The organism is Streptomyces sp. 135 (genome assembly GCF_020026305.1).
In the GTDB taxonomy this organism is placed as follows: domain Bacteria; phylum Actinomycetota; class Actinomycetes; order Streptomycetales; family Streptomycetaceae; genus Streptomyces.
Genome location: NZ_CP075691.1, coordinates 6,410,581 through 6,435,249 on the forward strand (window position 1 = coordinate 6,410,581; position 24,669 = coordinate 6,435,249).

The 24,669-nt window shown below is 71.9% G+C and carries 25 protein-coding genes and 1 riboswitch; of the genes, 18 read left to right on the top strand and 7 right to left on the bottom strand.

Annotated features, from left to right (window positions below; translation table 11 throughout):
- Window positions 1-65: 65 nt before the first annotated feature.
- A riboswitch (cyclic di-AMP (ydaO/yuaA leader) is annotated at window positions 66-228 on the top strand.
- 12 nt (window positions 229-240) lie between these two features.
- Together KKZ08_RS28880 and KKZ08_RS28885 are read left to right on the top strand one after the other, a co-directional pair.
- Complete coding sequence (locus KKZ08_RS28880) at window positions 241-1,044, top strand: M23 family metallopeptidase (protein WP_223777207.1); 804 nt, start codon at window positions 241-243, stop codon at window positions 1,042-1,044.
- 193 nt (window positions 1,045-1,237) lie between these two features.
- Window positions 1,238-1,924, top strand: a complete 687-nt coding sequence (locus KKZ08_RS28885; RefSeq protein ID WP_223777208.1) for a GntR family transcriptional regulator — start codon at window positions 1,238-1,240, stop codon at window positions 1,922-1,924.
- Between the two features lie 179 nt (window positions 1,925-2,103).
- On the opposite strand, the gene KKZ08_RS28890 is transcribed toward KKZ08_RS28885, so the two are convergent.
- Window positions 2,104-2,385, bottom strand: a complete 282-nt coding sequence (locus KKZ08_RS28890; protein ID WP_223777209.1) for an HPr family phosphocarrier protein — start codon at window positions 2,383-2,385, stop codon at window positions 2,104-2,106.
- A gap of 177 nt (window positions 2,386-2,562) precedes the next feature.
- Between KKZ08_RS28890 and KKZ08_RS28895 the strand changes: the two genes are divergently transcribed.
- The 4 genes from KKZ08_RS28895 (at window position 2,563) to KKZ08_RS28910 (ending at window position 8,001) form a co-directional block, all read left to right on the top strand.
- Window positions 2,563-5,424, top strand: a complete 2,862-nt coding sequence (locus tag KKZ08_RS28895; RefSeq protein WP_223777210.1) for a bifunctional GNAT family N-acetyltransferase/acetate--CoA ligase family protein — start codon at window positions 2,563-2,565, stop codon at window positions 5,422-5,424.
- 71 nt (window positions 5,425-5,495) lie between these two features.
- On the top strand, window positions 5,496-6,083 hold the full coding sequence (locus tag KKZ08_RS28900; protein WP_223777211.1) for a DUF5998 family protein: 588 nt from the start codon (window positions 5,496-5,498) through the stop codon (window positions 6,081-6,083).
- Window positions 6,083-7,273 (top strand): nucleotide pyrophosphatase/phosphodiesterase family protein, encoded by a 1,191-nt coding sequence (locus KKZ08_RS28905; protein WP_223777212.1) that lies wholly within the window; start codon window positions 6,083-6,085, stop codon window positions 7,271-7,273. The genes KKZ08_RS28900 and KKZ08_RS28905 overlap by 1 nt, the downstream gene beginning before the upstream one ends.
- Window positions 7,274-7,341: 68 nt before the next feature.
- Window positions 7,342-8,001 (top strand): thymidine kinase, encoded by a 660-nt coding sequence (locus KKZ08_RS28910; protein ID WP_223777213.1) that lies wholly within the window; start codon window positions 7,342-7,344, stop codon window positions 7,999-8,001.
- A gap of 1 nt (window position 8,002) precedes the next feature.
- Here the strand turns inward: KKZ08_RS28910 and KKZ08_RS28915 are convergent, their stop codons facing one another.
- Complete coding sequence (locus KKZ08_RS28915; RefSeq protein WP_223777214.1) at window positions 8,003-8,815, bottom strand: VOC family protein; 813 nt, start codon at window positions 8,813-8,815, stop codon at window positions 8,003-8,005.
- A 323-nt stretch (window positions 8,816-9,138) separates the two neighbouring features.
- Between KKZ08_RS28915 and KKZ08_RS28920 the strand changes: the two genes are divergently transcribed.
- Complete coding sequence (locus KKZ08_RS28920) at window positions 9,139-9,966, top strand: sulfurtransferase (protein ID WP_223777215.1); 828 nt, start codon at window positions 9,139-9,141, stop codon at window positions 9,964-9,966.
- A 60-nt stretch (window positions 9,967-10,026) separates the two neighbouring features.
- Here the strand turns inward: KKZ08_RS28920 and sepH are convergent, their stop codons facing one another.
- Entirely contained in the window at window positions 10,027-11,127 is a 1,101-nt protein-coding gene (gene sepH, locus KKZ08_RS28925) for a septation protein SepH (protein ID WP_223777216.1), read from the bottom strand.
- Between the two features lie 473 nt (window positions 11,128-11,600).
- On the opposite strand from sepH, the gene KKZ08_RS28930 reads away from it, so the two are divergent.
- The gene (locus tag KKZ08_RS28930; RefSeq protein ID WP_223777217.1) at window positions 11,601-12,836 is read left to right on the top strand and encodes a hypothetical protein; all 1,236 of its coding nucleotides are present in this window, start codon (window positions 11,601-11,603) and stop codon (window positions 12,834-12,836) included.
- 6 nt (window positions 12,837-12,842) lie between these two features.
- Here KKZ08_RS28930 and KKZ08_RS28935 read toward each other — a convergent pair whose 3' ends face one another.
- Window positions 12,843-14,174 carry a D-arabinono-1,4-lactone oxidase gene (locus KKZ08_RS28935; RefSeq protein WP_223777218.1) on the bottom strand — a complete coding sequence of 444 codons (1,332 nt, stop codon included), beginning with the start codon at window positions 14,172-14,174 and terminating at the stop codon, window positions 12,843-12,845.
- On the bottom strand, window positions 14,122-15,372 hold the full coding sequence (locus KKZ08_RS28940; RefSeq protein ID WP_223777219.1) for an MFS transporter: 1,251 nt from the start codon (window positions 15,370-15,372) through the stop codon (window positions 14,122-14,124). The genes KKZ08_RS28935 and KKZ08_RS28940 overlap by 53 nt, the downstream gene beginning before the upstream one ends.
- 142 nt (window positions 15,373-15,514) lie before the next feature.
- Here KKZ08_RS28940 and KKZ08_RS28945 point away from each other — a divergent pair, with 142 nt between their 5' ends.
- Window positions 15,515-16,642, top strand: a complete 1,128-nt coding sequence (locus tag KKZ08_RS28945) for a ferrochelatase (protein ID WP_223777220.1) — start codon at window positions 15,515-15,517, stop codon at window positions 16,640-16,642.
- Between the two features lie 32 nt (window positions 16,643-16,674).
- Entirely contained in the window at window positions 16,675-17,484 is an 810-nt protein-coding gene (locus KKZ08_RS28950; protein ID WP_223777221.1) for an inositol monophosphatase family protein, read from the top strand.
- A 115-nt stretch (window positions 17,485-17,599) separates the two neighbouring features.
- Here KKZ08_RS28950 and KKZ08_RS28955 read toward each other — a convergent pair whose 3' ends face one another.
- Entirely contained in the window at window positions 17,600-17,773 is a 174-nt protein-coding gene (locus tag KKZ08_RS28955; protein ID WP_167515896.1) for a hypothetical protein, read from the bottom strand.
- Between the two features lie 302 nt (window positions 17,774-18,075).
- On the opposite strand from KKZ08_RS28955, the gene KKZ08_RS28960 reads away from it, so the two are divergent.
- The 4 genes from KKZ08_RS28960 (at window position 18,076) to KKZ08_RS28975 (ending at window position 21,592) form a co-directional block, all read left to right on the top strand.
- On the top strand, window positions 18,076-18,729 hold the full coding sequence (locus tag KKZ08_RS28960) for a response regulator transcription factor (RefSeq protein ID WP_055544891.1): 654 nt from the start codon (window positions 18,076-18,078) through the stop codon (window positions 18,727-18,729).
- 6 nt (window positions 18,730-18,735) lie between these two features.
- Window positions 18,736-19,983, top strand: a complete 1,248-nt coding sequence (locus KKZ08_RS28965) for a HAMP domain-containing sensor histidine kinase (protein ID WP_223777222.1) — start codon at window positions 18,736-18,738, stop codon at window positions 19,981-19,983.
- Window positions 19,984-20,376: 393 nt separating this feature from the next.
- Window positions 20,377-20,673: a DUF4193 domain-containing protein gene (locus KKZ08_RS28970; protein WP_205035431.1), complete on the top strand. Its 297-nt coding sequence runs from the start codon at window positions 20,377-20,379 to the stop codon at window positions 20,671-20,673.
- Between the two features lie 13 nt (window positions 20,674-20,686).
- Window positions 20,687-21,592, top strand: coding sequence for a hypothetical protein (locus KKZ08_RS28975; protein WP_223777223.1), 906 nt, complete (start codon window positions 20,687-20,689; stop codon window positions 21,590-21,592).
- Here KKZ08_RS28975 and KKZ08_RS28980 read toward each other — a convergent pair.
- Window positions 21,589-22,041, bottom strand: coding sequence for a DUF3093 domain-containing protein (locus KKZ08_RS28980; protein ID WP_223777224.1), 453 nt, complete (start codon window positions 22,039-22,041; stop codon window positions 21,589-21,591). The two genes, KKZ08_RS28975 and KKZ08_RS28980, sit on opposite strands and share 4 nt — an antisense overlap.
- 58 nt (window positions 22,042-22,099) lie before the next feature.
- On the opposite strand from KKZ08_RS28980, the gene KKZ08_RS28985 reads away from it, so the two are divergent.
- From KKZ08_RS28985 to KKZ08_RS29000, 4 genes are all read left to right on the top strand, one after another.
- A complete protein-coding gene (locus KKZ08_RS28985; RefSeq protein ID WP_223777225.1) occupies window positions 22,100-22,684 on the top strand; it encodes a PaaI family thioesterase in 585 nt (194 codons plus the stop codon).
- Entirely contained in the window at window positions 22,684-23,232 is a 549-nt protein-coding gene (gene dut, locus KKZ08_RS28990) for a dUTP diphosphatase (protein WP_223777226.1), read from the top strand. The genes KKZ08_RS28985 and dut overlap by 1 nt, the downstream gene beginning before the upstream one ends.
- 1 nt (window position 23,233) lies before the next feature.
- Window positions 23,234-24,010, top strand: a complete 777-nt coding sequence (locus KKZ08_RS28995) for a DUF3710 domain-containing protein (RefSeq protein ID WP_223777227.1) — start codon at window positions 23,234-23,236, stop codon at window positions 24,008-24,010.
- Between the two features lie 177 nt (window positions 24,011-24,187).
- On the top strand, window positions 24,188-24,649 hold the full coding sequence (locus tag KKZ08_RS29000) for a hypothetical protein (RefSeq protein WP_223777228.1): 462 nt from the start codon (window positions 24,188-24,190) through the stop codon (window positions 24,647-24,649).
- Window positions 24,650-24,669 lie beyond the last annotated feature (20 nt).

Consider the following 24,669-nt stretch of genomic DNA (forward strand, 5'->3'; position numbering starts at 1 on the left):
TGAAAGACGGCCCGTTTAGCGTCGGTCCGGCTGTTCGTCACGCAGTACGTCGCATCCGCGGCACCGGACAGTCATCGCCGAGTCCCCGTACGGCGCGAGCCAGGGGAGCCGGGGACCCACATGTCCCCTGGGGTGAATCGGGCACCTTGCCGTCAGGTGAGGGACTCGTAGGAGACCTTCCTGCTCCGAACCCGTCAGCTAACCCGGTAGGCGAGAAGGAAGGAAAGGATCAGCCGCTTCATGGCGTTCACCCGTGCCACCGGGAAGCACCGTCGTCCCAGCCGCCTCACCCGCACCACCGCGAACGTCGCGGGCGTCGCCGCGATCACCACCACGGGTGTCATCGGAGGCCTGGCCGCTCCGGCGCTCGCCGCCGCCGACGACGCCGCCTTCGAACACACCGGGCTCACCCAGGCGATCTCCGTGGGCGACTCGCTCGCCGCCAGCATCGACGCGCAGGCCGCCGCCCAGCGGCAGGCCGCCGACGACGCCGCGGCCGCCAAGAAGGCCGAAGAGGCCGCCAAGAAGAAGGCTGCCGAGGAGAAGCGCAAGGCCGAGGCCGAGGCCAAGGCGAAGGCCAAGAAGGAGCGCGAGGCCAAGGAGCGCGCCGCCCGCGAGGCCGAGCGCAAGCGCCTGAACACCTACGTCTCCCCGATCTCCGGCTCGTACGTCTCCACGGGCTACCAGACCGGCGGCGCCATGTGGTCCTCCGGCAGCCACACCGGCGTCGACTTCCACGCAGCGTCCGGTACCCCGGTCCACGCGGTGGGCGCCGGTACCGTCGTCGAGGCGGGCTGGGGCGGTGCCTACGGCAACAACGTGGTCATCAAGATGAACGACGGCACGTACACCCAGTACGGCCACATGTCATCCCTCGGCGTCACCGTCGGCCAGACGGTCACCCCGGGCCAGCAGATAGGCCTCTCGGGCTCCACCGGCAACTCCAGTGGCCCGCACCTCCACTTCGAGGCCCGCACCGGCCCGGACTACGGCTCGGACATCGACCCCGTGGCGTACCTCCGCTCGCACGGCGTCAACGTCTGACCCGTCCCGGTACCTCACCGAAGGCCCCGGCTCTCCCGAGCCGGGGCCTTCGCCGTTTCCGGCCCGCCCTCGCCTGGCCAAAAGATATCCATGGAATCCGGCCCGCCATCGGAAATTAAGCGGCTCTGCAATAGAGTTCCGGAACGAGCGTCGGTCGACCGCGTTTCGCGGGGATTAAGGCGGAGGTCCGGTCATGCGCATTCCCGCACACTCGGTATGCACGGCCATCCGGGACGACATTGTCGCCGGGGTCTACGAAAGGGGTGGGCGGCTCACCGAGGAGCTTCTCGCGCGCCGTTACGGCGTCTCCCGCGTCCCCGTACGCGAAGCCCTGCGCACCCTGGAGGCCGAGGGCTTCGTCGTCACGCGCAGGCACGCGGGCGCCTGTGTCGCCGAGCCCACGGAGCAGGAGGCAGCCGACCTCCTGGAGCTGCGCACGGTGCTCGAACCGCTCGCCGCGGCCCGCGCCGCACAGCGCCGCACCGACGCGCACCTCAAGGTCCTGCGCGGACTCGTGCGGCTGGGCCAGGAGCGCGTGCGGAAGGGTCAGGGGGAGGATCTGCGCTCGCTGGGCGGCTGGTTCCACGAGACGCTCGCCCAGGCCTCCGGCAGCCCCGGCCTCATCACGCTGCTCACCCAGCTGCGGCACAAGCTCGCCTGGATGTACGTCGTAGGGCCCCCGGCCGCGCCCGCGGTGTCCTGGTCCGAGCACGCGGCGATCGTCGACGCGGTGGCCCGCGGGGACGTGGAACGGGCCAGGATGCTCACTGCCGGCCACGCGGAGCGGGCGACGGCCGCGCACCGGTTGCGCCCCTCGCCGAGGGCAGGCCGGGTGAGGGAAGTGCAACATCCCGTAAACACGGTGAGCCTCAGGAATTAACGCGGGTGCCGTATACAAAGTGAGGCGCGAGAGAAGTGCCGGTCAATGTAATTCCGGCCGTTCCTTTATCTCCATGCGTGAACTGTCGCCGCATAAACTGCCACCAGGTAAGGCATAAGACATAAGACAAAGGGCCCACCCCGTGTTCAGGGTGGGCCCTTTGAAAGGTGCTGCGTGGGTCAGACCGTCTCCGGAAGCTCCTCGAGACCGTCCGCGACCAGCTTCGCCAGACGGTCCAGGGCGGCTTCCGCACCCTCGGCGTCGGAGGCGAGCACGATCTCCTCGCCACCCTGGGCGCCCAGGCCGAGCACCGCGAGCATCGAGGCGGCGTTGACCGGGTTGCCGTCGGCCTTGGCGATCGTCACGGGGACGCCGGCGGCCGTGGCCGCGCGGACGAAGATGGAGGCGGGTCGGGCGTGGAGGCCCTCGGCCCAGCCGACGTTGACGCGGCGCTCAGCCATGTGTTGCTGCCCTTCCAGGTGTTTCACACTTGTCTAGACCAGTGTCTCATGCCGTCGCGGGTGCTCCGCCGGCCTGACGTGCGGTCCTCCCCGACCCTAGGCCCCGCCCCCGGCCGCCCGTGAATCCCTCCCAGCCTGCCCCGGCCCAGGCGGCCCCGCGACCCGTACCCTGGCCCCATGCAGACCCCGTCGGAGCAGCAGGATCGGCACGACTATCCCTCGCACTGGGAAGCCGACGTGGTGCTGCGCGACGGAGGCACCGCCCGGATCAGGCCCATCACGGCCGAGGACGCGGACCGCCTGGTCAGCTTCTACGAACAGGTCTCGGACGAGTCGAAGTACTACCGCTTCTTCGCGCCCTACCCGCGGCTGTCCGCCAAGGACGTGCGCCGCTTCACCCACCACGACCAGGTGGACCGCGTGGGACTCGCCGCCACGGTGGGCGGCGAGTTCATCGCCACCGTGCGCTACGACCGCATCGACGAGCGCGGCATGGCCGCCAGCGCCCCCGCCGACGAGGCCGAGGTCGCCTTCCTCGTGCAGGACGCCCACCAGGGCCGCGGCGTGGCCTCCACGCTCCTCGAACACATCGCGGCGGTCGCCAGGGAGCGCGGCATCCGGCGCTTCGCGGCCGAGGTGCTGCCCGCCAACACCAAGATGATCAAGGTGTTCACGGACGCGGGGTACCAGCAGAAGCGCAGCTTCGAAGACGGCGTCGTACGCCTGGAGTTCGACCTGGAGCCCACCGACCGCTCGCTCGCCGTGCAGCGCGCCCGCGAACAGCGCGCCGAGGGGCGGTCCGTGCAGCGCCTGCTGACGCCCGGCTCGGTCGCGGTGATCGGCGTGGGCCGCGCCCCCGGCGGCGTGGGCCGCAGCGTGCTGCGCAACCTCAAGGAGGCAGGCTTCACCGGGCGCCTCTCCGCGGTGAACAGCGCGTTCGACGAAGGCTCCGAAGTCGACGCGGTGCCCGCGTACCGCTCGGTCACGGCCATCGAGGAGCCCGTGGACCTCGCCGTGGTCGCCGTGCCCGCCGACCGGGTCTCCCAGGTCGTCGCCGAGTGCGGCGAGCGCGGGGTGCAGGGTCTCCTGGTGCTCTCCGCCGGATACGGCGAGAGCGGCGCCGAGGGCCGCGAGCGGCAGCGCGAACTGGTCCGCCAGGCCCGGTCCTACGGCATGCGCATCATCGGCCCGAACGCCTTCGGTGTCATCAACACCTCCCCGGGGACGCGGCTCAACGCCTCGCTCGCTCCCGAGCCCCCCGCGCGCGGGCGCATCGGTCTGTTCACCCAGTCCGGCGCCATCGGCATCGCACTGCTCTCCGGGCTGCACCGCCGGGGCGCGGGACTGTCCACGTTCGTCGGCTCCGGCAACCGCGCCGACGTGTCGGGCAACGACCTCCTCCAGTACTGGTACGAGGACCCCGACACCGACATCGCCCTGATGTACCTGGAGACCATCGGCAACCCGCGCAAGTTCACCCGCCTCGCGCGGCGGGCCGCGACCGTCAAGCCGCTCGTCGTGGTCCAGGGCGCCCGCCACAGCGGCATCGCGCCCACCGGCCACGCCGTGCAGGCCACGCGCCTGCCGCACGCCACGGTCTCGGCGCTGCTGCGTCAGGCCGGCGTCATCCGCGTGGACACCGTCACCGAGATGGTCGACGCGGGCCTGCTGCTCGCGGGCCAGCCGCTGCCGTCAGGACCGCGCGTGGGCATCCTCGGCAACTCCGAGTCGCTCGGGCTCCTCACCTACGACGCGTGTGTCGCCGACGGGCTGCGGCCGCTGCCGCCGCGCGACCTCACGACCGGGGCCACCCCGGCCGACTTCCGGGCCGCGCTCGCGGAGACGCTGTCGGACGACGGATGCGACGCGGTGATCGTCAACGCGATCCCCTGGGTGCGGGAGGACGGGGTCGCAGCCGACCCCGAGACGCTCGCCACGGAGCTGCGGGCCGCGGCGGCAGGCTGCCCGGCGAAACCCGTCGCCGTGGTCCATGTCGAGCTCGGTGGCCTCGCCGAGGCCCTCTCCGCCGCGACCAGCACCCGGCCGGGCGTCCAGCCGAAGGAGTCCGGCGCCGGCGGCTGCGCCGACCCGGTCCACCCCGCACGGCCCGCGCCCGCCGCCGAAGGCGAGCCGCCATCGCCCGGGACGGGCGAGCCCCCGGCGGAGCAGTACCGCATCCCCGCCTACCCCGCCGCCGAGCGCGCCGTCCGCGCGCTCTCCGAAGCCGTCAAATACGCGCAGTGGCGCCGCGAGGCCGCCGAGCCCGGCAAGGTGCACGAGTACGACGACATCGACGAGAGCGGGACCGCCGAGCGCATCGCGGAGCTGCTGGGCAAGGACGGCGACCCCCGCGGTGCCACCCTCGCCCCGGCCGACGCCCACGAACTGCTCAGGCGGTACGGCATCCGCGTACGACGGGCCCTGCCCGCCCCGGACCCGGACGCCGCCGCGCACGCCGCGCGCACGCTCGGCTACCCCGTGGCCCTGAAGACCACCGCCCCGCACCTGCGGCACCGCGCCGACCTCGGCGGCGTGCGGCTCGACCTCGCCGACGAGGAGCAACTGCGCCGCTCCTATCAAGAGTTGATCGACACCTTCGGCAAGCCCGCCGAGCTGCGGCCCGTCGTGCAGGGCATGGTGCCGCGCGGCGTCGACACCGTCGTGCGCGCCGTCATCGACCCGGCGGCCGGAGCGGTGCTCTCCTTCGGGCTCGCGGGCGCCGCCTCCGAGCTGCTCGGTGACACCGCCCATCGCCTCATCCCGGTCACCGACCGCGAGGCGGCCTCCCTGGTCCGGTCCATCAGGACCGCACCCCTCCTCTTCGGCTGGCGCGGCTCGGCCCCCGTCGACACCCCGGCCCTCGAAGGGCTGCTCCAGAGGGTCTCCCGGCTCGTCGACGACCACCCCGAAGTGGTCGGCGTCACCCTGGAACCCGTGGTCGTCGCCCCGCACGGCCTCTCCGTGCTCGGCGCCTCCGTACGGCTCGCGCCCCCGCCCGCCCGCGACGACCTCGGTCCGCGGACGCTCCCCGGGTACTGAACCGCGCTCCGCGGGCGCCGGGGCGGCCACGGGGGCCCAGCGGCCCCGCACCGGGCCGTAGGATGGACGGCATGGCAAAGACCGGTACGACGACCCAGGGGCTGCGCGCGGCGATCGAGCGCAGCGGCTACTACCCGGCCCTCGTGGCCGAGGCGGTGGAGGCCGCGATCGGCGGCGAGGCCATCGGGTCGTACCTGGTCCACCAGGAGACGACGTTCGACGCCAACGAAGTGCGCCGGCACGTCACCGTCCTCGTCCTGACCGGCACGCGGTTCATCGTCAGCCACACCGACGAGCAGGCGGCGGACGGCACCTCCCCGACGCCGTACGCGACGACCTCCACGGAGTCGGTCAAGATCGGCCGGATCTCCTCCGTCGTCCTCAGCCGCGTCGTCGCCAACCCGGAGAAGTACGTCCCGGGCACGCCGCCGCGCGAGGTCGTCCTGACCATCGGCTGGGGCGCCGTCTCCCGCATCGACCTGGAGCCCGCGGCCTGCGGAGACCCCAACTGCGAGGCGGACCACGGCTACACCGGCAGCTCGACCGCCGACGACCTGAGCCTGCGCGTCAGCGAGGCGGGCGACGGCCCCGACGCCGTGCGGCAGACCCTCGCCTTCGCCCAGGCCCTGTCCGAGGCGACCGCGGATACCGCCCGCTGATGTCCCTGCCCGCCTGGGACGACGTGGAACCGCTCGCCCTCGACACCGCTCCCGTGCCCGCGTACGGCTCGGGTTCGCTCGCCGACCTGCTGCCGACGCTCGTCGCCCACCAGGGTGTGCCCGGCCACGCCGCGGGGACCATCGCCGAACTGGCCCCCGCCGACCGCAACTGCGTCTTCCTGATCGACGGCCTCGGCTGGGAGCAGCTCAAGGCCCATCCGGCGGAGGCACCCTTCCTCAACTCGTTGCTGCCCAGTTCGCGGGGCGGTACCGGGCGGCCCATCACGGCCGGCTTCCCCGCCACCACGGCGACCTCGCTCGCCTCCGTCGGCACGGGCCTGCCGCCCGGTGCGCACGGCCTGCCCGGCTACACCGTGCGCGACCCCGCCACCGGCGGGCTGATGAACCAGCTCCGCTGGAACCCATGGACCGACCCGCACGCCTGGCAGCCGTACCCGACGGTCTTCCAGCAGGCCCACGAGGCGGGCGTGCACACCGCTCAGGTGTCCTCCCCGACCTTCGAGCACACCCCGCTGACCAAGGTCGCCCTCAGCGGCGGCTCGTTCCGGGGCAAGCTCTCCGGAGAGGACCGCATGGACCTCGCCGCCGAGCAACTGGCCGCCGGGGACCGCTCCCTGGTCTACACGTACTACGCGGAAGTCGACGGCAAGGGCCACCGCTTCGGCGTCGACTCCGACGCCTGGCGCGGCCAGCTCATGTACGTCGACCGGCTTGCCCAGCGGCTGGCCGAGCAGCTCCCGCCACGCAGCGCCCTGTACATCACCGCGGACCACGGCATGCTCGACATCCCCTTCGACGACGCCTCCCGCATCGACTTCGACGAGGACTGGGAGCTGCGCGCCGGCGTCGCCCTCCTCGGCGGCGAGGGCCGCGCCCGTCACGTCTACGCCGTCCCGGGCGCCCAGAGCGACGTCCTCACGGTGTGGCGCGAGGTGCTCGGCGAGCAGTTCTGGGTGGCCTCCCGTGACGAGGCGATCGCCGCCGGCTGGTTCGGTCCACACATTGATCAACGTGTGTACGAGCGTCTCGGCGACGTCATCGCCGCCGCGCACGCCGACGTCGCGATCGTCGCCAGTGAGCGGGAGCCCAAGGAGTCCGCACTGGTCGGCATGCACGGCTCCATGACCCCTGTGGAACAACTCGTCCCCCTTCTCGAAGTACGCTCCTAGCCATACGCCCTGACACGCCCTCCGGGGCGCCCCGCCTCCGCACGCCCCCGAAAGGTCCGCAACTCCCCATGCCCGAGCTGGTGTTCTTCTCCGGAACGATGGACTGCGGAAAGAGCACGCTGGCTCTGCAGATCGAGCACAACCGCTCGGCCCGCGGACTCCAGGGAATGATCTTCACGCGGGACGACCGGGCGGGCGAGGGCAAGCTCTCCTCGCGGCTCGGCCTCGTCACTGACGCCATCGAGGCCGCGGACGACTTCGACTTCTACGCCCACCTCGTCGACCACCTCTCCCAGGGCGGCCGCGCCGACTACGTGATCGCGGACGAGGCGCAGTTCCTGGCCCCGGAGCAGATCGACCAGCTCGCGCGGGTCGTCGACGACCTCGGCCTGGACGTCTTCGCCTTCGGCATCACCACGGACTTCCGCTCCAAGCTCTTCCCCGGCTCGCAGCGCCTGGTCGAGCTCGCCGACCGCGTCGAGGTGCTCCAGGTCGAGGCCCTGTGCTGGTGCGGCGCCCGGGCCACGCACAACGCCCGCACCATAGGCGGCGAGATGGTCGTCGAGGGCGCCCAGGTCGTCGTCGGCGACGTCAACCAGTCAGCGGACGAGGTGGGTTACGAAGTCCTGTGCCGCCGCCACCACCGCCGCAGGGCGACGGCGGCGACCGCACGCGCGGGCGCTCTCTCGCCCGACGTCCTGCCGGTCGACACCGCCGCTCACGCCTGACTCAGGCGCGCTCGTGCGAGCGTACGAGGGTGAAGACCGCCCCCTCCGGATCGGCGACCGTCGCCTCCCGGCCCTGGGTGCCGGCCCGCGGCGGCTTGACGACCTGCCCGCCGAGCTCGACGACCCGGGTCACCGCCTCGTCGACATCCGCTGCTTCGAAGTACGTCATCCAGTGCGGGCCCCGGTCGCGCGGCAGCGCGTCGCCCACGCCGTGCACGGACGCCACCGGGCGGCCCTCGATGCGCAGGGTCAGATAGTCGTCATCGGCCGAGACGACGGCCTCGTCGGTGAAGCCGAACACGGTTTCGTAGAACGTGACGACGCCCGTGGTCTCCCGCGTCACCAGCTCGTTCCAGGCCGGTGCGCCCGGCACCCGGGTCACCGCGCTGCCCAGGTGCCGCGCGGCCTGCCAGAGCCCGAAGACGGCGCCCGTGGGGTCCGAGGCGACGGCCATCCGCCCCGCCTGGCCCGCGGTGATCGGACCCACGCCGACCGTGCCGCCGCAGTACCGCACGGCCTCCGCCGTCGCGTCCGCGTCGTCCGTCGCCAGATAGGGTGTCCAGGCGATCGGCAGATGCCGGTCGGCCGGCAGTTGGCCGATGCCGGCCACCTCGCGGCCGTCGAGCAGGGCCCGCACATAGGGCCCGAGCTGCTCGGGACCCGGCCGGAACTCCCAGCCGAAGAGCGCCCCGTAGAACTCCTGGGTCGCCGCCAGGCCATGCGCCATCAGGCTCACCCAGCAGGGTGTGCCGGGTGCGCTTCGACCGGCTCCCGCGCCGTCGCGCCGCCCTGCGGACGCCTGTGCCTCGGTCATCGTCACCCTCTCCTCGGCCTTCGTGGTGGCCGCTTCACTTCCGCTTTTCCCGAATGCGCGTGCCCTCGCCGCGCGCATGCGCGCCCCCGTAGATGCTCGCACCACCCGTCGCGCCACGCGTCCCGGCCGCGCCGCACGGCCCGGCCTCCCGCGGAGGATGCCCGATTTACGGTGGCTCACCCATGGCCGCGAGGCGGCCGAGCGGGGTCCATCCGTTGTACGGGGCGTGCTGGGTTCCGTACGCCCCGTGGCCGGGCGGCTTCCGGCGGAGCAGGGTAGCCGGACCTCGGCCGTACGGCCACCCCATGCGCAAGGATGGGCCCATGAACGCCATCATCTCCGCATCCGAACTCGCGAGCGACCTGGCGGGCGAGAATCCGCCGGTCCTGCTCGATGTCCGCTGGCAGCACCAGGGCTCCCTGCGCGACGCCTACGAGGAAGGGCACATTCCGTCGGCTGTCTTCGTCGACCTGGACGCCGACCTGGCAGGACCCGCGGGCCCCCGGGGCCGCCACCCGCTCCCCGACGTGGACCACTTCGGGGCCGTGATGCGGGCCGCGGGGGTCTCGGCGGACCGCGCTGTCGTCGTGTACGACGGTGGCCAGAACTGGGCGGCCGCACGCCTGTGGTGGATGTTGCGCTGGACGGGGCACGCCTGCGTGCGTGTCCTTGACGGCGGCCTCGCCCTGTGGACCGGCCCCCTGGAGTCGGGCGCCGGAACGGCCCCGGCCGAGGGCACGTTCGAGCCGGCCCCCAACAGCACGGACTTCCTCGACGCGGACTCCGCGGCGGCCCTGGCCCGCTCCGGCCTGCTCCTGGACGCCCGCGCGGCCGAGCGCTACCGCGGCGAGGTCGAGCCGATCGACAAGGTGGCCGGGCACATCCCCGGCGCGGTCTCGGCGCCGACCACCGAGAACGTCGCACAGGACGGCCGCTTCAAGCCCGCCGCCGAGCTGGCGGACCGCTTCAAGGCACTGGGTGCCTCCGGTACTTCGGAGGTCGGCGTCTACTGCGGCTCGGGCGTCTCGGGCGCCCATGAGGTGCTGGCCCTCGCGGTCGCGGGCATTCCGGCCGCGCTGTACGTCGGCTCCTGGTCGGAGTGGTCGGCGGACGGTTCGCGTCCGGTCGCCACGGGCCCGGACCCGCAGTAGTCCGGTACGCGCGTGGGGCCCCGCACCAACTGGTGCGGGGCCCCACGCGCGTACCCGCGGCTACTCCTGCTTCTTGCGGCGCGTGCCGAAGACGATCTCGTCCCAGCTGGGCACCGCGGCGCGGCGCCCTGGGCGCACTCCGTCGGCCTCGGCCTGGCGGTCGGTGGAACCGACCAGGCGGTCGCGGTGGCTGGCCACCGAGCGCGGCATGAGGACGTCCGCGTAGGCCGAGCCGGCGCCGGCCGACGCCGCGGGCGGCTCCTCGGCCTCCGGCTCCAGCTCGGGCTCTTCCTGGGCGGGCGGCGGCAGTTCCGCGGTGGTCGCGGCCGAGGGCCGCTCGGGCACCACCATGTCGCCACGGAAGCTGGGCACCGCCTCCAGGAGGCTGGTCAGCGAGTCGCGCTCCTGCTCGGCGACCGCGGGCACCACGCCGTCGGTCTCCTCCGCCGGTTCGGCGGGGGAGGCCGGGATGCTCTGGCGGTCGAGCTGCCGGTCCAGGGCGCGGTCGAGTGGCCGCTCCGGCGGACGGTCCCGGGGGAGCCGGGCGATGCGCGGCACGAACGGGAAGCTGGGCTCGGGCGCGGCGATGTCGTCCGTCTCGCCGATCAGCGAGCGCGCCTCGTCGTCCACGGCCTGGACGAGCCGCCGGGGCGGGTCGTACGTCCAGCTCGCGGAGTGCGGCTCGGTCGCGACGCGGTAGACGAGCAGGACCTCCCAGGTGCCGTCGTCACGGCGCCAGGAGTCCCACTGGACGGACTCCTTGTCGGCGCCGCGCAGCAGCAGCCGCTCCTGCACGGCCTCGCCGAGCTGGGGCCCGGTGTTCTCACCCGGACGGCGTACGGGGGTCTTTCTGGCGCGCTCCGCCATGAAGGCGCGCTCAGCGAGCACGGGGCCTTCGAACCGGCGGACGCGGTCGACCGGGATCCCGGCGAACTGGGCCACTTCTTCCGCACTGGCACCGGCACGTATCCGCGCCTGGATGTCGCGCGGGCGGAGGTGGCTCTCCACCTCGATCTCGATCTGTCCGAGTCGGGGCCGGTCGCCGCGGACGGCCGCACGCAGCCGCTCATCGATCGGAAGCGTGTACTCCGTGCTGTCCGCAGCCTTCAGCACCAGCCGTGTGCCGTCGTTGCTGACGGCCACGACACGCAGTTCGGGCATGGGGACCTCCCGGGTGGTGCCTGCCGACGTCACGTGCGTCGCTGCTTCCGCTAGTCGAGTGTGGCCTGCCCGGGTGCAGCCTGCCACAACCTTGCCGAGTTGCCCGGCGTGTCGGGCAGGGGCCCTGGACCGCCGTTATGGCACGGTAACCATTTTGCAACGCTAAGTGACGACTTTCGCCACCCTGTGCGGCTAGCCCCCCACCCGGCGGTCCTGGTAAGGCCCCGGGCACCCTGGCGGGAGACCGGACCCAGGGCTCGCAACAGTACTCCATTCGGGCCACGCGGGTGGACCGCCGCGCCGCCGAACTTCTCATGGGGGAAGGGAGTTGGCGGACTTTTCGCCGCTTGTCGCTCCCGCGCGCGCGTGGCGCACTTCACGGAATCACCCGAAACGGAACTAATCCCTTCGGTCATACGTCCCCTTCTCGTGCAGTGAGTCGAAAAGGCGAGGAAGGCAGGCAAGGGTCGGAGATGCGAGTTAAGCCGGATTCCGGCAAGGAGTCGAAGGACCAGGAGGAGCCGGAGGAGAAGCGGCGCCTCGATCTCAGCGTGCCTCAGGTGGCCGGGAGCGCCATCGCCGCGGTCGTGGCGGCGAAGCTGGCCTCGAACCTCGGCGTCTACGGGACGATCCTCGGCGCCGGCGTCGTGAGCGGCATAGCGACCTGCGGCGGCACGATCTTCCAGCACTTCTTCAAGCGCACCGGCGAGCAGATACGCGTCGTGGCGGTGCAGGCCAAGCCGAAGGCGCATCAGGTGCCCGCCACCACCGCCACGCGCGTGCCCGAGACGTTCAGGACGTCCGCCTACCCCGGCTACCCGGGGGCCGCGTCCGCCACCGGGCCCGTGACCACGACATGGGGGAGACCACAGGACCCCGAAGCCGACGCGACCAGGGCGCTTCCCGCCGCGGACGCCGACCCGACGACCGCGCTGCCCTCCGTGGCGGCCGGTCTCGACGCCGAGAAGACGCAGCTGCTCGGCCCGGTCGACGCCACCCGGCTCGTGCCGGGTGAGGATGCCACCCAAGTGATGTCCCCCGAGGACGCCACCCGGTTGACGCCCCGTGACGACGCCACGCGCGTGCTGCGCGTCGGGGCCCCGGCATCGCCTCCGGGAGTGCCGCTCGAACCGCCGCTGCCCTCGGACGACTTCACCGACGGCACCACGCACCGCGCGCAGATCCGCAACTGGAAGCGGCCGTTGATCGCGGCAGCCGTCGTGTTCGGTGTCGCCATGGCAGGCATCACCACGTACGAGCTGGCCTCCGGGAAGGACCTCAGCGGCGGCGAGGGGACGACGATCAGCAACGGCTTCTCGGGGAACAACACCTCTCCGAAGAAGCCCACCACGCCATCCGGTGAACCGTCGGGGCAGCCCTCGGACAACGGCACTTCGGGGACGGACGACTCCCGGCAGGGCGGGGACAACGCGTCGCCGGATCCGGACGGGACCGGCGGGCAGACCCCGGGCCATGGTGACGGCAGCGGCGATGGCTCCGGTTCCGGTTCCAAGCAGGACCAGGACCCCGACAAGGGCACCGGCACGGACCCCGACAAGGACAAGGGCACCGACTCCGGAGACGACGGTTCCACGACGGGCCCGACGCCGACGCCGAAGCCGACCCCCACGCCCTCGAACGGCACAGGCGCCGGCTCCGGCACGGGCACCGACGGCGAAGCGCAGCAGGGCGAGACCACCAGCCCGTAGGCGAGGTCAGTCGCCGAGGACCCGCCGCAGGTAGGCGTTGGCGAACATGCGGTCCGGGTCCAGGCGGTCGCGCACGGCGGTGAACTCATCGAAGCGGGGGTACGCCTCGGCGAAGTACTCCGCGTCGCGCGTGTGCAGCTTGCCCCAGTGCGGCCGCCCCTCGTGCGCGGTGAAGATCCGCTCCGCCGCCGCGAAGTACGCCTGGTACGGCGTGCCCTTGTACATGTGGACGGCGATGTACGCGCTCTCCCGGCCCGAGGCCGTGGAGAGCGCGATGTCGTCCGCCGGCGCCGTGCGGACCTCCACGGGGAAGCTGATCCGCAGCCGCGAACGCTCGACCATGGCCTTCAGCTCACGCAGGGTCTCCACGAGGGCCTCGCGCGGAACGGCGTACTCCATCTCCATGAAGCGCACCCGGCGCGGGCTGGTGAAGACCTTGTAAGGGATGTCCGTGTACGTGCGGGCGGACAGCGCCTTGCTGGAGATCTTGGCGATGCCGGGGATGGTCACGGGGAAGGCCCGGCCGAGGGAGTTGACCGCCTGGAAGAGGCCGTTGGAGAGCAACTCGTCCTCTACGAAGGCGCTGATCCTGCTGGGCGGGGCCACGGGACCCGGGCTGCGGTTGTTGCGCTTGGTGTTGCAGTTGCCGGTGTGCGGGAACCAGTAGAACTCGAAGTGCTCGTTCTCGGTGAAGAGCGCCTCGAAGTCGCTCGTGACCCGGTCGAACGTCATCGGCTCCTCACGGGCGGTCAGGAAGAAGACCGGTTCCACGGCGAAGGTGATGGCGGTGATCACGCCGAGCGCCCCGAGCCCCACGCGGGCGGCGGCGAAGACGTCGGGGTTCTCCTCGGCGGAGCAGGTCAGGATCGTGCCGTCGGCGGTGACCAGCTCAAGGCCCGTGATCTGGGCGGCGATCGAGGCCGAGTCGCGGCCCGTGCCGTGCGTGCCGGTGCTGACGGCTCCGGAGACCGTCTGCTCCATGATGTCGCCCATGTTCGTGAGCGACAGGCCCTCGCGGGCGAGCGCCGTGTTCAGGCGCTTCAGCGGGGTGCCGGCCTCCACGGTGACCGTGCCCGCCGTCCGGTCGATCGCGCGGATGCCGGTGAGGAGATCGGGCCGTATGAGGAGGCCGTCGGTCGCGGCCGCCGCCGTGAAGGAGTGACCCGTGCCGACGGGCTTCGCCCGCAGGCCGTCGGCCTTGGCGCGGCGCAGGGCCTCGGACAGCTCGTCCACCGAGGCGGGGGTGGTCTCCCTGGCGGGCCGCGCGGTGACGTTGCCCGCCCAGTTACGCCACGCCGCTGTGCTCTTCCCGCTGGCCGTGCCCGTTCCCGTGCTCATCGGTCCCTCCCCGTCGCGGAACCGGCCTCTTCAGCCGGCGATAGCCCAGGAGCCCGACGACGACCGCGGCGGCCCCGGAGATCCCCGGGACCGTGTACCCGGCCTCCGATCCCGCGGCGTCGATCACCCAGCCGGCCGCGGAGGAGCCGAGCGCGACGCCGACCGCGAGTCCGGTGCTCACCCAGGTCATGCCCTCGGTCAGCTTCGCGCGTGGTACGTGCTCCTCGACGAGGGCCATCGTCGTGATCATTGTGGGTGCGATGGAAAGGCCCGCGACGAACAGCGCCACGGCCAGAAACAGCAGGTTCCCGACCAGTTGAAGCGGGATCATACTCACGGCCATCGCGCAGACGCCCAGCAGCCACCTGCGGGCCGGTGCCCCCTTGAAGTGCAGCAGCCCGAAGACCGCTCCGGCGAGGCAGGAGCCGAGCGCGTAGACCGCGAGCACCAGGCTCGCCGCGGACTTGTGGCCCTGGTCCTCCGCGTACGCCACGGTGACCACGTCGATCGACCCGAAGATCGCGCCGGTCGCGACGAACGTGGCGACGAGCACCTGGAGGCCGCCTGAACGCAATGCCGAGCCCCTGGTGTGGTGCTCGCGCGGGTGGGGCACCGGCTCGGTGGCCCGCTGGGCCGTCAGCCAGAAGACACCGACGGCGAGGAAGCCCCCCGCGAGCAGCGGCCCGGCCTCGGGGAACCACACCGTGGAGAGCCCGATCGAGATGATCGGCCCGAAGATGAAGCAGACCTCGTCCACCACGGACTCGAAGGAGTACGCGGTGTGCAGCTGCGGGGTGCCGCGGTACAGGACGGCCCAGCGGGCCCGGATCATCGAGCCCACGCTCGGCACACAGCCGACCAGGGCGGCGAAGAGGAACAGCGTCCAGTCCGGCGTCTCGAACTTCGCGCACAGCAGCAGCCCTGCGACCGCGGCCAGGGAGACCAGCGTGGCAGGCCTGAGCACCCGGCGCTGGCCGTGCCGGTCCACCAGGCGGGAGATCTGCGGCCCGATCGCGGCGGCGGACAGCGCCACCGTCGCCGAGAGCGCGCCGGCGAGGCCGTACCGCCCGGTCAGCTGGGACACCATCGTCACGATGCCGATGCCCATCATCGAAAGCGGCATACGGCCGAGGAACCCGGCCGTGGAGAACGCCTTGGTGCCGGGGGCGGCGAAGAGGGCTCGGTAGGAGCTGGGCACGTGGACTCCGCGAAAGCGCCGGGGCCGCCTGTGAGAAGCGACCCCGGTAAGGCGTAAAGGTGGCTGATACAGCTTACGGCCCCGGCGGGGCGGACGCACCGTGATTTTCCGGCTGTCAGTGGCGGGTGGCAGGATCGGTTGCATGTCCGATGCGCTCGATCCCACTCCCTACGACGCCCTGCTGCTGCTCTCGTTCGGCGGCCCCGAGGGCCCCGACGACGTGGTCCCGTTCCTGGAGAACGTGACGCGCGGGCGCGGCATCCCCAAGGAGCGGCTCAAGGAGGTGGGGCAGCACTACTTCCTGTTCGGCGGGGTCAGCCCGATCAACGACCAGAACCGCGCCCTCCTCGACGCCCTGCGCAAGGACTTCGCGGAGCACGGCCTGGACCTGCCGGTCTACTGGGGCAATCGCAACTGGGCGCCGTACCTCACCGACACCCTGCGCGAGATGGTCACCGACGGCCACCGCCGCATCCTGGTCCTGGCCACCAGTGCGTACGCCTCGTACTCGGGCTGCCGCCAGTACCGCGAGAACCTCGCCGACTCCCTCGCCGCCCTGGAGGCCGAGGGCCTGGAGCTGCCGCGGATCGACAAGCTCCGGCACTACTTCAACCACCCCGGCTTCGTGCGCCCCATGATCGACGGCGTCCTGAAGTCCCTCTCCGAACTGCCCGAGGACGTACGGGACGGCGCGCACCTCGCCTTCACGACGCACTCCATCCCGAACGCCGCGGCCGACACATCGGGCCCGACCGAGGACCACGGCGACGGCGGTGCCTACGTCAAGGAGCACCTGGACGTCGCCCGCCTCATCGCCGACGCGGTGCGCGAGGAGACCGGCGTCGAGCACCCCTGGCAGCTCGTCTACCAGTCGCGCAGCGGCGCGCCGCACATCCCGTGGCTGGAGCCGGACATCTGCGACCACCTGGAGGAGCGGCACGGCGCCGGCGCCCCCGCGGTGGTCATGGTCCCCATCGGCTTCGTCTCGGACCACATGGAGGTCCTGTACGACCTCGACACCGAGGCCGAGGCCAAGGCCGCCGAGCTGGGCCTGCCGGTCCGCCGCTCGGCGACGGTCGGCGCCGACCCGCGGTTCGCCGCGGCGATCAGGGACCTGGTCCTGGAGCGCGCGGCCAAGGAGAGCGGCACGCCCGTCACCCCCTGCGCCCTCGGGACGCTGGGCGCGAGCCACGACCTGTGCCCGGTGGGCTGCTGCCCGGCCCGCGCCCCGAAGCCCGCGGCCGCCGGCGCCGACAGCCCGTACGCGTGACCCCCGAGACCCCCCGAGCTGGAGCGAGCACCATGACGGACCCGCTGAAGGCGCTCAAGGCCGAGCTGCTCGACGTCGCCCTGGAGGCCGCGCACCGCGCCGGTGTCTTCCTGCGCGACGGCCGCCCCGATGACCTGGGCGTGGCGGCCACCAAGTCCAGCGCCGTGGACGTCGTCACCGAGATGGACATCGCCTCGGAGAAGCTCATCACCGACTTCCTCGCCGAGCGCAGGCCGGACGACGGCGTGCTCGGCGAGGAGGGCGCGAGCCTGGAGGGCAGCAGCGGCGTGCAGTGGGTCGTCGACCCGATCGATGGCACCGTCAACTACCTGTACGGCCGCCCGGACTGGTGCGTGTCCATCGCCGCCCGCAAGGACGGCGAGACCCTCGTCGGGGTCGTCCACGCCCCGGTCCGCGGCGAGACGTACCGCGCGGTCCTCGGCGAGGGCGCCTTCGTCGGCGACCGCCCCGCGCGCGTGCGCCCCGCGCCGCCGTTCGGTCAGGCCCTGGTCGGCACCGGCTTCGGCTATCTCACCGAGCGCCGTGCCCGGCAGGCCGAGGTCGCCCGGCACCTCGTCCCGAAGGTGCGCGACATCCGCCGCGGCGGCTCGGCGGCGATCGACCTGTGCGACGTCGCGCTGGGCAGGCTGGACGCGTACTACGAGCGAGGGCTCAACCCCTGGGACTTCGCGGCGGGCGACCTCGTCGCGCGGGAAGCGGGCGCCCTGACCGGTGGCCGCCCCGGAGAGGCCCTGTCGGGCGAGCTGGCCATCGCTGCCGCACCCGGCCTCTTCGAGCCCCTCCAGGACCTCCTGGAGGACCTCGGGGCCTGGCACGACTGACGCGGGCGCGCACGCGAAGGCCCCGGCACCTCGTCCAAGGATGCCGGGGCCCTTCGTGCGTATGTGCTCAGACGCGTACATGCTCAGACGCGTACATGCTCAGACGCGTACGTGCTCAGACGTGCAGAGCGCCTACCTCGACGCCGTGCTCGGCGGCCAGGCGGTGGAGGTCTTCCAGCTCCGCCTGCTCGACCTCGGCAAGGAAGTCGTCTCCCGTCTCACGGGCCATCGTGAGGTCGGACTCCGTGGCCTTTATGCGCTGCAGGAGACCTGCGGTGAATGCGTCCATGGTTGCGCCCCCTCGGCTGGGTCGTGGGTCGATGGCACGGGGGTGTGCCCTCAAGAAGGGGCGATCACGTCTCGAACCGCTCCTGGAGAAAGCGGTTCGTGGCATGCCACATACAAAGCGTGATCGCGGGTGTAAGGCCGTCCTCCCCCCGCTCCCTTCCGTAGAAACCTCAACGGGCCGAGAAAATCCCGCATTCCCCGGTCCCCAGACCGCCTTACAGCCGGTTTATGGCCGAAAGGGGCAGGATGGAGCCCTACCCCAAGACAAACCTGCCCGCAGGGGCACAGAGGAAGGACAGCGACGTGCGCGTACTCGTCGTCGAGGACGAGCAGCTGCTCGCCGATGCGGTGGCCACCGGACTGCGCCGGGAGGCCATGGCCGTCGACGTCGTGTACGACGGGGCGGCCGCCCTGGAGCGCATCGGCGTCAACGACTACGACGTGGTGGTGCTCGACCGGGACCTCCCGCTCGTGCACGGCGACGACGTCTGCCGCAAGATCGTCGAGCTCGGCATGCCGACCCGCGTCCTGATGCTCACCGCGTCGGGCGATGTCAGCGACCGCGTCGAGGGACTGGAGATCGGCGCCGACGACTACCTCCCCAAGCCCTTCGCGTTCAGCGAGCTCACGGCACGCGTGCGTGCCCTCGGGCGGCGCACCAGCGTGCCGCTGCCGCCCGTCCTGGAGCGGGCCGGGATCAAGCTCGACCCCAACCGTCGCGAGGTCTTCCGCGACGGCAAGGAGATCCAGCTGGCCCCCAAGGAGTTCGCCGTCCTCGAAGTGCTGCTGCGCAGCGAGGGCGCGGTCGTCTCCGCGGAGCAGCTCCTGGAGAAGGCCTGGGACGAGAACACCGACCCGTTCACGAACGTGGTCCGGGTCACCGTCATGACCCTGCGCCGCAAGCTCGGTGAGCCCGCCGTCATCGTGACGGTCCCGGGCTCCGGTTACCGGATCTGACCCCCGGTGGCCGCGACACCCGCGCCACCGGCGGCGCCTCCGAAGCCGACATGGGACCCGAGGAAGGTCGAAGCGCCCTTCCCCTGGCTGCGTCCCACCATCCGCATACGCCTCACACTGCTCTACGGCGGCATGTTCCTGATCGCGGGCATCCTGCTGCTGTCGATCATCTACCTGCTCGCCGCGCAGGCGTTGAACGTGGGCAGTGACCTGCCGTTCAGGGTCACGGGCAAGTCCTCGGTGAGCAGTGACAGCTGCGCCAACTTCCGGCTGCTCCCCGAGGGCCCCACGGAGGCACAGCTCAACGCCGCGCTGAACGAGTGCGTCAACACGATGCGCCAGAACGCCCTGGACAACCTCCTCAGCCGTTCACTTCTGGCCCTCCTCGGCCTCGCCGTGATCGCCTTCGCCTTCGGGTACGCGATGGCGGGCCGCGTGCTCTCGCCGCTGGGCCGCATCACCCGTACCGCCCGCAGGGTGGCCGGCACGGACCTGACCCGGCGCATCGAGCTCGACGGCCCGGACGACGAGCTGAAGGAGCTCTCCGACACCTTCGACGAGATGCTCGACCGCCTGGAGCGGGCCTTCACCGCCCAGCAGCGGTTCGTCGGCAACGCCTCGCACGAGCTGCGCACGCCGCTGGCGATCAACCGCACGCTCCTGGAAGTGCACCTCTCGGACCCCGGGGCGCCCCCCGAGCTCCACCAGCTCGGCAAGACGCTCCTGGCCACCAACGAACGCAGCGAGCAACTCGTGGAGGGCCTGCTGCTGCTCGCCCGCAGCGACAACCAGATCGTCGAGCGCAAGCCCGTCGACCTGGCCGAGGTCGCCGACCGCGCCGTCGACCAGGTGCGAGGCGAGGCCGAGGCGAAGGGCGTGGAGATCCGCGGGGAGCGCGGCCCGGCCGTCGTGCAGGGCAACGGCGTACTCCTGGAGCGGATCGCCCTGAACCTCGTCCAGAACGCCGTCAGGTACAACGTGCCGGACGAGGGGTGGGTCGAGGTCACCACGGAGGCGCAGCACGGCCAGGCGGTCCTGGTGGTGTCGAACACGGGCCCCGTGGTGCCCGCATACGAGATCGACAACCTCTTCGAGCCGTTCCGCAGGCTGCGGACCGAGCGGACGGGCAGCGACAAGGGCGTCGGGCTCGGCCTGTCGATCGCCCGGTCGGTGGCCAGGGCCCACGGGGGCCGTATCATCGCGGAGCCGCGCGAGGGGGGTGGGCTCGTGATGCGAGTCACGCTTCCCATCTGACATGCTGCCGCGAACACGATGGTGTGTTCGCTTTGCGCGGAATTTTCGGGACTCGATCTCCGGAGAACCGTGTGCGATCGATCACAATGGCGATTTTCTCGCCATCTACTCTCCGTGATCGTGAAAGTCGTCGGAAAGCCTGGAAAATCCGGGTTTTCGGGGGTCTTGATCACGGGAAGTACACGGGGTGGCGCCCGTGAGTGCGACATTCGGACCGTGTACGGTCCCGATCGCCATCCAAGCCGACCACCTCATCAGGGGTGCGGTTGGGTGTCGATTGAGTAACAGACCTTGATGTGAGGCAAAATCTCCGCCTCGGGTCGGGCACAAGTCCGGCCTCTCACGCGTTACGTGCGCTGGAGACACCGCAGACACCCAGAGGGGGAGAGCGACATGGCAACGGACTACGACACCCCACGCAAGACCGATGACGACCTCAACGAGGACAGCATCGAGGAACTGAAGGCCCGGAGGAACGACAAGTCGACTTCGACTGTCGACGTCGACGAGTTCGAGGCCGCCGAGGGCCTCGAACTGCCCGGCGCGGACCTGTCCAACGAGGAGCTCGCCGTCCGGGTGCTCCCGAAGCAGCAGGACGAGTTCACCTGCATGAGCTGCTTCCTGGTGCACCACCGCAGCCAGCTGGCCAAGGAGAAGAACGGCCAGCCGATCTGCCGCGACTGCGACTGAGGCGGGGTCGGCCATGACTGGCTCGACCCCGTCCAGGAAGCGCCGCTTCCGCAAGCGCGGAGCGGACCAAGCCGCCGCTTCGGGCGACGGCGTACGTGACGACGAGCGGGGCTCTTCCAGCAACGGAGCAGCCTCGCTCGAACCGGCGAACGCCGTCGAGGTGGCGCCGGACGGGACGGCGGCCGACAAGGCCTCAGGGACCACTCGGACAACCGGGCCCCGGAGCCGCGTCGCCGCTGTCGCGGACGGAGTGAAGGAAGGTGTGCGCAAGGGCGGGCGCAGCGCCAAGGCCGGCATCGGCTACCTCGCCGACCGGCTCATCGAGAACGCCCCGCGGATCCCGGTCCGCGATCTGGCGACCCTCCGCAAGCAGTTCCCGGGCCTCGGCCCCGAGCAGCTCGCGGACAAGCTCGTCGCCGGCGCCGCCAACGCCTCGTCCACGGTGGGCGCGGGTGTGGGCGCCGCGGCGGCGATGCCCGTACCACCGGCGATGCCCGCCGAGCTCGCGGCCGAGATCACCGGTGTCGCGGCCATAGAACTGAAGCTGATCGCCGAACTGCACGAGGTCTACGGACAGCGTCCCGAAGGCAACCTCAAGCAGCGCAGCACGGCGTACCTGACCTCATGGACGCAGGAGCGCGGCGTCGACATGGGGAAGCCCTCGACGCTCAATGCCGCGCTGGGCGGCCAGGTGAAGAGGGAGCTGCGGCAGCAGATCATGAAGCGGATGGTCCGCAATCTTCCGAACCTCATGCCCTTCATGGTGGGCGCCGCGGTCGGGGCGGTGATGAACCGCCGCGACACGAAGAAGCTGGCCGAGAAGATCCGCGATGATCTGCGGAAGCGGCAGGTTCCGTGGGACGCGTTGCCGGAGCTGCCGCCTCTGGAGTCGCCGAGTGATTACGGGGCGCCTGCTTAAGGGGCGCTCTGGCGCACCGATTCCAGGGCTTCCGCCAAGGCCTGCGGGTGCCTCGTCGAGAGGTAGGCGTACGGCGTCGGGTCCGCCGGGTCCGTGATGGTCACGCGCAGGGCCGTGGGGATGTAGGCGCGCAGCAGCATGAAGGCGCGCGGGTCGGCCTTGTAGGAGCGCCAGGCGCGGGTCTCCTCGCCCGTCAGGACCTCCGCCTCACCCAGGGCGGACACCGGGATCCTCGCGTCGCCGGCGACCAGCGAGCCGGCCACCACGCGGATCCGCACCGAGCCGTACGCACTGGTGACGACCGCCGCCACCGCCGTGCCGCCGACCAGGCCGCCGAGGAGCGGCAGCGTGCCGAACGGCAGCATGATCAGGGCCATCGCCACACCCACCAGGACCGAGGCGAACCACCACGAACGGGGTGCGGTCAGGCGTTCTTCGTAAGGCTGCATGGAACCAAGCTTGGCACGGTGGGCTGTGAGCGCTGACGCGGAGGTAAGGTCTGCGCCTGTGAGTGGTACATCTGCAGCTCTGACGCCCCCGGCCGACGCCATAGCGCCCGTCCGCCACCCCGACGCGCCCGCCCCCGGCGAGCTGATCGGTGCCCATTACGAACACTGCTTCGGGTGCGGCGAGGGCCAGGCGCACGGGCTGCACCTCGCGGCCCGCGCCGGCGAGGGTGTGACCGTCACTGCCGAGTTCACCGTGCGCGAGGCGCACCAGGGCGCCCCGGGCCTCGCCCACGGCGGTGTCCTCGCCACCGCCCTCGACGAGACGCTGGGCTCGCTGAACTGGCTGCTGCGGGTGATCGCCGTGACCGGCCGCCTGGAGACCGACTTCGCACGGCCCGTGCCGCTGGGCACCGTGCTGTTCCTGGAGGCCGAGGTCACCGCCGTCGCCGGTCGGAAGATCTACTCCAGGGCCACCGGCCGGATCGGCGGTCCCGACGGGCCCGTCGCGGTCCGCGCCGACGCCCTCTTCATCGAGGTGAAGGTCGACCACTTCATCGACAACGGCCGCCCGGAGGAGATCCGGGCCGCCATGAACGACCCGGACCAGATCCGGCGTGCCCGCGCTTTCGAGGTGAACCCGTGATGTCCCGTACCCCTTCCGGCGAGCTGAACGTGCTGATCAGGCGCGTCGACCCCGAGGTGCCGCTGCCGGAGTACGCGCAGCCCGGTGACGCGGGCTGCGACCTGCGTACGACGGAGGCCGGCGAACTCGCGCCGGGCGAGCGGACCGTACTGCCCACCGGGGTGTCCATCGCGCTCCCTGAGGGGTACGCGGCCTTCGTGCACCCCCGTTCCGGGCTCGCCGCCCGCTGCGGTGTCGCTCTGGTGAATGCCCCGGGGACGGTGGATGCCGGGTACCGTGGAGAGATCAAGGTGATCGTCGTGAATCTCGATCCGCGCGAGTCCGTGCGGTTCGAGCGCTTCGACCGGATTGCCCAACTGGTCGTCCAGCGGGTCGAGAAGGTGCGCTTCCAGGAGGTGGCGGAGCTTCCCGTATCGGCACGGGCCGAGGGGGGCTTCGGGTCCACCGGCGGCCATGCCGCCGTGGGCGTCGGCTCGGGCGTGAGCCAGGGCGAACAAACGGGTGGGAATCGATACGCATCGGTCGTATCCGACCGGGAAGGACAGTGACGTGTTCGGACGTCGCAAGAAGGACAGTGCCGCCGAGGACGCGGCAGGCGCGGACGAGCAGGTCGTCGACGGCGTGAACGGCGCTGAGTCCGCCGGCTCCGCCGACGTCGCGCGCTCGCGCGTGAGGCTCGAGCCGGAGCCCCGTCCCGACGGTCCCTGGGACATCTCAGAGGTCCGTGAGCCCGGCGAGGGCCGCGTGGACCTCGGCGGGCTCTTCGTGCCGGGGGTCGAGGGCATGGAGCTGCGGGTGGAGGTCGCGGGCGACGCGATCGTCGCGGCCACCGTCGTGCTCCAGGACAGCGCCATCCAGCTGCAGGGCTTCGCCGCCCCCAAGAAGGAGGGCATCTGGGGCGAGGTCCGCGAGGAGATCGCCACCGGAATCACCCAGCAGGGCGGTGTCATCGACGAGGTCGAGGGCCCCCTCGGCTGGGAGCTGCGCGCGCAGGTCCCGGTACAGCTGCCGGACGGCACCGGTGGGGTGCAGGTCGTGCGCTTCATCGGCGTCGACGGGCCGCGCTGGTTCCTGCGCGGTGTGATCTCCGGGCAGGGCGCGGTGCAGCCGCAGGCCGCCGGCCTCCTGGAGCAGATCTTCCGGGACACCGTCGTCGTCCGCGGCGAGGGCCCGATGGCCCCGCGCGACCCGATCGTCCTGAAGCTGCCGGACGACGCGCAGATGGTCGCCGAGGGCAGCGTCCAGCAGGAGCAGCAGGAAGGCTCGCGCTTCTCGGGCGGCATGGGGCAGCTCCAGCGCGGCCCCGAGATCACCGAGGTCCGCTGACCCCCCCGAGCGCGACGCCGTAGCCCTTCCATCGTCTGAGGTGCCCGTCTGACGGTGCTCGCCTGACGGTATCTCAACTGCCTTGTGGCCCGCGGTGGTTCCGGTTCGTCCGGACCATTGCGGGCCACATTCGCGTACGCCCATACTGTGCCGGTCACTCGGGGGGAGACCGGTGCGGTGAGTGGACGGCGGGTGCCCGCCGCGGTGCGGGGGAGTCGGCATCACGGGTTGGTCCTGGGGGCCGCCGGGCTCGCCGTGCTGCTCGCGGCCACCGTCCTCGCCGCCCTCGCGGCGCTCTGTGAGAAGGCCGTGGAGGGCGGGGTGCAGCGACGGCTCGCCGCGGACCGGGAGGCCGTCGTCGAGGTCGCGGGTCCCCATCGGGCGGACGGCGCACGGCGGTTGGACCAGGACGTCCGCGCCGCCCTCGGCCGCGCCTACCGTGACGTACCCCACCACACCTGGTCGGCGCTGCGGGCGCCCGCGGCCCGGGGCGACGAACTCGCCGTCACCGAGGCCGCGGGCCGTCCGCGCCAGGACGCCACCCTCACCGTGGTCGCCGTGGAGGGCGCGGAGCGGCACGCCGCACTGCGGGCCGGGCGCTGGCCGCGCCCCGCGCCGGGCCCGTCGAGGTCGCGCTGACCGAGGCCGCCGCCGCGGAA